Below are 9,093 nucleotides of genomic sequence, written 5' to 3' on the forward strand. Positions count from 1 at the left end.
GCGCGGTATCACCGGCCTGGCGCTCGGCCCCGTCGTGCATGCCGCTGCTCAACTCCGCCAGCGCGCTGCTGCTGCCGGCCACTTGCTCGGCGTTGCCTCTGATGGTGCCCACCAGGTCCACCAGGTAGGCGCGCAGGCGGTTCAGGGACTCTTCGATATCGTGCAGTTCGCGGTTGGTCTTGCCCAGGGCAATGTGTTGGCTGAAGTCACCTTCGGCCCAGGTGGACAAGGCCGGCGCCAGGTTGGTCAGCACCCGCGCCAGGCGCCGCTGCAAGGTGTCGATCAAGAGGGCGATCAGCAGAATCAGGCCGATCATCACGCCTTGCATCAGCCGCACTTCGCCCTGGATCTGCGCGTGCTGGGCGCGCACCACAGGCTCCAGCCCGGCGATGGCTTGCTGCACGGCGTTGATTTTCAGGTGGGTGGCGGTGGCCAGTTCGGTGCGTTGCTGGATTTGTTCGCGGGTGCGTTTCAGCTCGGCGGGGTAGCGGGTCAGCAGGCTGTTGAGTTCGCGCTTGAGGTCGACGCCGGTGTCCTGGGCCACGGTTTTTTCAGTATTTTCCAGGCCCATCATGGCCGAGAAATCGTCGGTACTGGACTCGCTGCTGGCGGTCACCCCCAGTAATGGCAGCTGCCCCAGCACGTCAGCCTGGCTGCGGATATTACTGACTTCGCGCTCCACATCGTCGGCCAGTTCGCTGCGCCCGCTGCTCACCAGCTTGTCCCGGGCCAGGGAGAGTTTCGCCAGGTGCTGGGACGCAGCGAGCAACGGCGGCAGATAGCGCGCCGCCTCGGGCGTACTGACGCCGCTGGCGTACTGGTTCAATTGCTCCAGGTTGGCACCGAGTTCGCGTTCGGCTTGCAGCAACAGGGCTTGCGGGTCGCCGGCCAGCTTACCGGCGGCCAGCAGGTCGGTCTTGCCGAAGGTGTCCAGGTCGGCAAGGCTGGGACGCAGGTTTTGCGCCAGCTCTGCGGGTAACTCATCCAGCTGCTGCAACAGGTTTCCCAGGCTCTGGCTGGCGCTGCTCAGGCGCAGGGCGTCGCCACTGGCGAGGTAATCGTCGATATTGCGCGCGGCCTGGTTCTGGAACGTCTGCGACAGGCCAAGGTAGCGCTCCATCAGCAGGTAAGGCCGTTCCAGGGCACGTTGCGACCACCAGAGCGTAGCGCCCAGGGCCAGGCAAACGGCGACCAGAAGGAGGGTGTTCAGATTCGTCAGCAGCTTCAGGCGCATGCGTGGTTTCAACCGACAGCAGAAGTAAGTGCCTGAAGTTATTGCGTTTCCATTACAGAGTTATGACGGATTCGGTGGATTCCGGTGAAAAGGTGGCACTTTGCTTTGATGCACGCGCCGACATCACCCGGTTACGCCCGGCATCCTTGGCGCGGTACAGCGCCTCGTCGGCCTGGGCCGCCATCATCAGGCTGTCGGAGCCGTCGCAGAGCTCCACCACGCCGGCACTGAACGTGCACCACAAATCCTGGGGCTGGGCGGGATAGTGAATCTCGGCGAAGCGCCCGCGAATCTCGTCAAGTACTTGGCAAGCCCTGTCGAGGTCGGTGTCGGGCATCACGATGGCAAATTCTTCGCCGCCGTAACGGCCTATATAGTCGGTCTTGCGCAGGCGCTGCTTGAGAAACAGCGCGAGGCTCTTGATCACCCGGTCGCCCATGGGGTGGCCGTGGCTGTCGTTGACCCGCTTGAAATGGTCGATGTCGAGCATCGCAAAACTCAGCGGCTTGCTCTCGCGGCGCGCGCGGAAGCTGCAGTCTTCGAGCAGTTGCAGGATGTGGGTGTGGTTGTACAGCCCGGTGAGGCTGTCGCGCACCATCCGCGCCTTGAGGTTGCGTGCCCGCGCGGCGCGGTTGCGTACGGTGGTGATCAGGTGCCGGGGCTTGATCGGTTTGGTGAGGAAGTCGTCGCCGCCTTCGCTCATGGCGTCCAGTTGCTTGTCCAGGTCGTCTTCGGCCGAGAGGTAGATGATCGGCACGCTGACGTAGCGGTCATTGTGACGGATCACCTTGGCCAGCTCGGTACCGGTGCAGGCCGGCATATACATGTCGAGGATGATCAGGTCGGGCTGGAAGTCCGCCAGCTCGGCCATGGCCTGGATCGGTTCGATCAGGGTGCGGGTGACGATGCCGGCGCTGTTGAGCAGGCGCTCGGTGTGCATCGCCTGGGCCCGCGAGTCGTCGATGATCAGCACTTTATAAGGTTCGTACTGGGCGACGCAGGTCAGCACTTCGATTTTTTCCAGCAGGCTCGACGCCTCCAGGGTGCCGGTGAGGAACTCCTGGCCGCCGGCGCGCACGGCGGCCAGGCGGGTTGGGGTGTCGGTTTCGTGCAGGCTGAAAAACAGCAGTGGCAGCTTTTGCTCCAGGCCTTCCTGGGCTTCGGCGGCGAGCTTCAGGCCGAGGCCGGCGCCGCAGAAATCCACATCCATCACAATGGCCGCCGGCAAGCGCTCGGCCATGGATGAGCGAAACGCCGCCACGCTGTCGAGGGACTGGGCGCTCAAGCCGAAAAATTCCAGCTGCTTGGCCAGGCGGTCGGCGCGGTCGTGATCGGCCAGCATCACGTAGATCGGCTTGCGCATCGGCGGCAGCAGGGTTTGTTCCAGCTGGTCGCCCTGGCGCAGCCCGGTGCGCGACAGGCGCTGCATCAAACGGTTGAGTTCGGTGATCAGGTGGCTGCTCAGGCGGCCGCGGTTGTCGTCCACCGCCTTGAGTGATGCGCCGATCTGGTGCGCCAACTGGCCGTGTTCCGGCTGCTCGAAGCGCTCGGCAAAGCGCAGCAGGCGCAGGTTGGCCTCACTGAGCTCGGACAAGTCAGTGGTCGACCATTCGCTGCGTTGCAGGCGCTGCCAGATCTCAAGAATTTGACGTGCCTGATGAATTACCCGCTGGGCAAAATGGTGCTTGAGACGCTCACGGCTGGGGTCTTCTGGCTCGGTCATATCCTGACTACTAGTTAGGCTGCATGCTGAGGTCGAACTGATGGCTCTATGCTAGCACCTCTTTTCCGTTGCACGAGTGTCATACGTCAATTAACTGCAAGGTCGCAGAGATTCATTTATCGACCATGCAGTCGCGCGGGCGTAAACAGCGTGCATCCTTTATAGTCGAACCGCGTACTCGCGCCACCCTGGCTAAAAGCGCCGCACTGCTCGGCACGATGGGGCAGGGTTGTGGTCGTAGCTATTGAACTCAAGTGATTGAAAGGATATCGCCATGCTGGACTGGAAAAACCGCGCAGGCAGTGCAAAGGGCCCGGCCCCTGAAACCAAGTCGGCCCCCCGCAGCTATTTCCGTAACCTGCTGATGAGCCGTGCGTTGCTCTCGCTGGTTGCGTTGTACCTGTTGGTCACCGGTGCCCTGGGTTGGTACTGGAGCGAAGAGCCTGCGTTGTTCCCGGTCCAGCAGAATGCGCAAATTGCCGCCGAGAAGGATGGCAAGCAGATGGTGGTGGGCTTTACCACCGTCGAAACCCTCAAGACGGTGGTGGGCACCCTGCTGAACAAGCCGGGTGGCTACATTTCCAACGACCGTTTCCCGCCGGGCCTGTGGATGGACAACATGCCGAGCTGGGAGTACGGCGTACTGGTGCAGGTGCGTGACCTGACCCGTGCCCTGCGCAAGGACTTCGCCCGCTCCCAGTCGCAGTCGGCGGAAGACGCAGACCTGGCCAAGGCCGAACCGCGCTTCAACTTCGACAACAAGAGCTGGGTGCTGCCGTCCAGCGAGTCGGAATACCAGGAAGGCATCAATTCCCTGAGCCGCTACGAAGCGCGCTTGTCCGACCCGAATCAAAAAGGCGCGCTGTTCTATGCACGTGCCGACAACCTGAACAACTGGCTGGGTGATGTGGCGACCCGCCTGGGCTCGCTGTCGCAACGGCTGTCGGCCAGTGTGGGCCGGGTCAAGCTCAACACCGCGCTGAAAACCGAAGCGCTGGCGCCGGGTGAAGTGCCGCAGGTCGACGAAGAAGTGGTGGAAACCCCATGGATGCAGATCGACAACGTGTTCTACGAAGCCCGCGGCCAGGCCTGGGCCCTGTCGCACCTGCTGCGCGCCATTGAAGTCGACTTCGCCGATGTGCTGGCCAAGAAGAACGCCACCGTCAGCGTGCGCCAGATCATTCGTGAGCTGGAAGCTTCGCAAGAGCCGGTATGGAGCCCGATGATTCTCAACGGCAGTGGCTTTGGCATCCTGGCCAACCATTCGCTGGTCATGGCCAACTATATTTCCCGGGCCAACGCTGCAGTGATCGACCTGCGTCAGCTCCTGAACCAGGGTTGATGATGGACGCTTCCACCAGGGAGGCAGCGCACCGCGCCGCCTCCGACGCCGAACTGATTGCCTGGGTCGACGAGCAGGACAACCTGCTCGGCAGCCTCGTACGTTCCGATCTGCGCCGGCGCGGGCTGATCGGGCGCTGCACCTTTATTTTCCTGTTCAACTCGGCCGGTGAGCTGTGTGTGCACCGGCGCACCCTGAGCAAAGCCATGTACCCGGGTTTCTGGGACACGGCGGCGGGCGGAATGGTGGCGGCCCACGAGTCCTATGCCGAATCGGCGGCCCGTGAGCTGGAAGAGGAGCTGGGTGTCAGCGGCGTCGAACTGACCGCCCACGATCACTTCTACTTCGAAGACGGCGACAGCCGGCTCTGGTGCACCTCGTTCTCGGCCGTGTGGGACGGGCCGCTGCGAATCCAGCCGGAAGAAGTCATGGAGGCGCGCTTTCTGCCCCTGGCCACGGTGCTTCAGGAGGCCGAGCAAAAGCCCTATTGCCCGGATGCCCAGGAAGGGTTGCGTCGTTATTTGGCCCTGCGTCGCTAAAGTTGCATAAATTGGCGCCATTTGGCTCTTAGCAAGGGGCGTTTTTGCCGTTACACTGCGCGACTTTTCAGGCTGAACCGCTGTTGTTCCACCCTGTAGGAGCGAGCTTGCTCGCGAAAAACGTAAGCACGACGCGTGCTGTCTGAAGGCCCGCGTTATCGTTGACGACCTTCGCGAGCAAGCTCGCTCCTACAGTGGTTTGAACATCGGCGGCTCAGTAGCGCTGCCCCTGCCTGAGTGGGGCTTCGCGGTCGATGACCCCATCGATCAGTCTTTGTCCTCCCAAGAGGATTGCCGGTGGCCAAAAAAGCCGCATCCTTCGCCGCCCTTGGTGGCCTGGTATTTTCCACCGACGCAGGTCGACACTGCCCGGACTGTCGCCAGCCCGTGGACGCTTGTACCTGCAAAACAACCCTGATTCCCGAAGGCGATGGTATTGCCCGCGTTCGTCGCGAGAGCAAGGGCCGTGGCGGCAAGACAGTGACCACCATCACTGGCGTGCCCCTGGCCGAAGAAGCCTTGAAGGAACTGGCCACCACGCTGAAAAAGCGCTGTGGCACCGGTGGCGCCCTGAAAGACGGCGTGATCGAGATCCAGGGCGACCACGTCGAGTTGCTGTTGGCCGAGCTGATCAAGCTGGGTTACAAGGCGAAGAAATCCGGCGGCTAGCAGCCTCTGTGAAAACCACCCCGATAGCCCGCTGGCTGAACGCGAACTGTCGTCTCCATGGTTTTCACAGAGCCTGTTCCTGACCGGTGTCTAAACTCTGTCCTGCAAGTGGGGTCTACCCCTCTCACAGGCAAATCGTCATTTTCATTCTTTAGACTGCGCCAGCCTCTGATCAGGCCGGTGCACTTCGACTTCATTTATAGGGGACTTCGATGTCCGTACGACGCACACGCAAAGACGATGGCAGCCAATGGACAGTTGCGGACAGCCGCAGTGTTTACGGGATTCGCCATTGGGGGGCCGGGTATTTCGCGATCAATGATGCCGGTCGCGTTGAAGTCCGTCCGAACGGCCCGAACAGCACGCCTGTGGACCTGTACGAGCAAGTCGACGAGCTGCGCAAAAGCGGCCTGTCCCTGCCGTTGCTGGTGCGCTTCCCCGACATCCTGCAAGACCGCGTGCGCCAGCTGACCGGCGCGTTCGACTCCAATATCGAGCGCCTGGAATACCAGAGCAAATACACCGCGCTGTACCCGATCAAGGTGAACCAGCAGGAAGCGGTGATCGAGAACATCATCGCCACCCAGGACGTGTCCATTGGCCTGGAAGCCGGCTCCAAGCCCGAGCTGCTGGCCGTGCTGGCCCTGGCGCCGAAAGGCGGCACCATCGTCTGCAACGGTTACAAGGACCGTGAGTTCATCCGCCTCGCGCTGATGGGCCAGAAGCTGGGCCACAACGTGTTCATCGTGATCGAGAAAGAATCCGAAGTCGGCCTGGTGATCGAAGAAGCCGCCAACCTCAAGGTCAAGCCGCAGGTGGGCCTGCGGGTGCGCCTGTCGTCCCTGGCGTCGAGCAAGTGGGCGGACACCGGCGGCGAGAAATCCAAATTCGGTCTGTCGGCGGCGCAATTGTTGTCGGTGGTCGAGCGCTTCCGCGCGGCGGGCCTGGACCAGGGCATCCGCCTGCTGCACTTCCACATGGGTTCGCAGATCGCCAACCTGGCCGACTACCAGCACGGGTTCAAGGAAGCCATTCGTTACTACGGCGAACTGCGCAACCTCGGCCTGCCGGTAGACCACATCGACGTGGGCGGCGGCCTGGGCGTGGACTACGACGGTACCCACTCGCGTAACGCCAGCTCGATCAACTACGACATGGACGACTACGCCGGCGTGGTTGTGGGCATGCTCAAGGAATTCTGCGACGCGCAGAGCCTGCCGCACCCGAACATCTTCTCCGAGAGCGGCCGTTCCCTGACCGCCCACCACGCCATGCTGGTGGTGCAAGTCACTGACGTCGAGAAACACAACGACGACGTGCCGCTGATCGAAAACAAGGAAAGCCTGCCGGAAACCGTGCAATGGCTGGTGGACCTGCTGGGCCCGACCGACATTGAAATGGTCACCGAAACCTACTGGCGCGCCACTCACTACATGAGCGACGTGGCGACCCAGTACGCCGACGGCAAGATCACCCTGGCCGAGAAGGCCTTGGCTGAACAATGCTACTTCGCCGTCTGCCGCCGCCTGCACGACTCGCTGAAAGCCCGCCAGCGTTCCCACCGTCAGGTGCTGGACGAGCTCAACGACAAGCTGGCCGACAAGTACATCTGCAACTTCTCGGTCTTCCAGAGCCTGCCGGACACCTGGGCCATCGGCCAGGTGCTGCCGATATTGCCGCTGCATCGCCTCGACGAAGAGCCGTTGCGCCGTGCGGTGCTGCAGGATTTGACCTGCGACTCCGACGGCAAGATCAAGCAGTACGTGGATGAGCAAAGCATCGAGACCAGCTTGCCGGTGCACGCTGTGAAAGAAGGCGAGGACTACCTGCTGGGGATCTTCCTGGTGGGTGCCTACCAGGAAATTCTCGGCGACATGCACAACCTGTTCGGTGACACCGACTCGGTGAACATCTACCAGCGTGACGACGGGTCGGTGTACAGCGCCGGGATCGAGACCCACGACACCATCGAAGACATGCTGCGCTACGTGCACTTGTCGCCGGAGGAGTTGATGACTCACTACCGTGACAAGTGCGCCAGCGCGAAGATCACGGCGGCGGAGCGGACTCAGTTCCTGGATGCGTTGCGTCTTGGTTTGACGCGTTCGTCGTACCTGTCCTCGTAAGCACACCGCTTCCAGGCTGACAAAGATCTCAATGTGACAGAGATCCAGTGTGGGAGCGGGCTTGCTCGCGAAGGCGGTGTGTCAGTCAATACATGTGCAGACTGATACACCGCCTTCGCGAGCAAGCCCGCTCCCACATTTGGATCGCCGCAAGTCCTGCAGTTTTTATAGGGCCTGAATAATGTCGAAAAAACTCCTGCAAGTGTTCACCCTGGCCATCGCGACGCTGCTCGCAGCCTGCTCCCCGATCAAAGTGCTCAACGCACTCACCCCCACCAGCACCTTCACCAAAACCTCCTCCCTCGCCTACGGCGATGACCCCCGCCAGAAACTCGATATCTACCGCCCCGTCACCGCCTTGCCCGACGCGCCCGTCGTGGTGTTTTTCTATGGCGGCAGCTGGAACAGCGGTTCCAAGGATGACTACGGGTTTGTCGGCGAAGCATTGGCCTCCCGTGGAATCGTGGTGGTGATCGCCGATTACCGGCTTTACCCGCAAGTGCGCTACCCACTGTTTTTGCAGGACGGCGCCCAAGCAGTCGCGTGGGCGTATCAGCACAGTGCCGAATACGGCGGCGATCCCCGCAAGCTGTATGTGATGGGCCACAGTTCCGGTGCGTACAACGCCGCAATGCTGGCGCTGGACCCGCAGTGGCTGGCCGGGGTTGGCCTGTCGCCGTCAGTCTTCAAGGGATGGATCGGCCTCGCCGGGCCGTATGATTTCCTGCCGATTGAAAACCGCGATGTGCGCCCGGTGTTCTTCTACCCGGACTCGCCGCCCGATTCCCAACCCATCAACCACGTGAGCCAAAGCGCACCCCCCAGCCTGTTGATTGCTTCGGTGGACGACAATCTGGTCAACCCCAAGCGCAACACCGGCGGGTTGGCGAAAAAGCTGCGAGCGGCGGGTGTGCCGGTGGAGGAGTTCTACTTCACCAAGACCAGCCACGCCACATTGGTGGCGTCGATGTCCCGGCCGCTGCGCTGGCTGGCGCCCGTGCTGGACCGGGTCACGGCGTTTATCACGTTCACGCCGGGCCAGTAAGCCAGCGGTCCTGCTTGTTCAGGCGCCAGGCAATTGCCCACAGCGTCAGGCTGCGCAGGGCCATGAACAACAGGAAGGTTATCCACAAGCCGTGGTTGCCCAGGCCCTGCAAGGCCCAGGCGAAGGGCAGCACAATCACCACCGTCAGCAGCATGCCGTTGCGCATTTCCCGGGCGCGGGTGGCGCCGATGAACAGGCCGTCCAGCAGGTAGCTCCACACGGCGATCAACGGCAGTACGGCGAGGTAGGGCAGGTAGATGTCGGCGGTTTCGCGCACGCTCGGGATATCGGTTTGCATGGCGATAAACAGGTGGCCGAACACGGCGAACAGGATCGCGAAGCCGACACTCGCCAGCAACGACCAACCACAGGCCACCACCAGCGAGCGGCGCAAGGCCTGGCGGTCGTGGGCGCC

At 62.2% G+C, this 9,093-nt stretch carries 7 protein-coding genes and 1 pseudogene; 5 read left to right on the plus strand and 3 right to left on the minus strand.

Going from position 1 to position 9,093, the window contains the following annotated elements:
- Together HX846_RS19190 and HX846_RS19195 are read right to left on the minus strand one after the other, a co-directional pair.
- A pseudogene (locus tag HX846_RS19190) lies at positions 1-1,234 on the minus strand (methyl-accepting chemotaxis protein); the annotation flags it as partial.
- 52 nt (positions 1,235-1,286) lie between these two features.
- Complete coding sequence (locus HX846_RS19195; protein ID WP_008439016.1) at positions 1,287-2,957, minus strand: PleD family two-component system response regulator; 1,671 nt, start codon at positions 2,955-2,957, stop codon at positions 1,287-1,289.
- A 274-nt stretch (positions 2,958-3,231) separates the two neighbouring features.
- Here HX846_RS19195 and HX846_RS19200 point away from each other — a divergent pair, with 274 nt between their 5' ends.
- The 5 genes from HX846_RS19200 (at position 3,232) to HX846_RS19220 (ending at position 8,678) form a co-directional block, all read left to right on the plus strand.
- Positions 3,232-4,299: a DUF2333 family protein gene (locus HX846_RS19200; RefSeq protein WP_003217301.1), complete on the plus strand. Its 1,068-nt coding sequence runs from the start codon at positions 3,232-3,234 to the stop codon at positions 4,297-4,299.
- Between the two features lie 2 nt (positions 4,300-4,301).
- Entirely contained in the window at positions 4,302-4,838 is a 537-nt protein-coding gene (locus HX846_RS19205) for an NUDIX hydrolase (protein WP_008439015.1), read from the plus strand.
- Between the two features lie 297 nt (positions 4,839-5,135).
- Positions 5,136-5,507, plus strand: a complete 372-nt coding sequence (locus HX846_RS19210) for a translation initiation factor Sui1 (protein WP_003217297.1) — start codon at positions 5,136-5,138, stop codon at positions 5,505-5,507.
- 212 nt (positions 5,508-5,719) lie between these two features.
- Entirely contained in the window at positions 5,720-7,633 is a 1,914-nt protein-coding gene (gene speA, locus HX846_RS19215) for an arginine decarboxylase (RefSeq protein ID WP_003217295.1), read from the plus strand.
- Between the two features lie 181 nt (positions 7,634-7,814).
- Entirely contained in the window at positions 7,815-8,678 is an 864-nt protein-coding gene (locus tag HX846_RS19220; protein ID WP_134325668.1) for an alpha/beta hydrolase, read from the plus strand.
- On the opposite strand, the gene HX846_RS19225 is transcribed toward HX846_RS19220, so the two are convergent.
- Positions 8,662-9,093: MATE family efflux transporter (locus tag HX846_RS19225; RefSeq protein WP_256739840.1), on the minus strand; the 432-nt coding region annotated here is incomplete at its 5' end. The two genes, HX846_RS19220 and HX846_RS19225, sit on opposite strands and share 17 nt — an antisense overlap.

Origin of the sequence: Pseudomonas sp. K5002 (assembly GCF_013386655.1) — a bacterium.
GTDB lineage: Bacteria > Pseudomonadota > Gammaproteobacteria > Pseudomonadales > Pseudomonadaceae > Aquipseudomonas.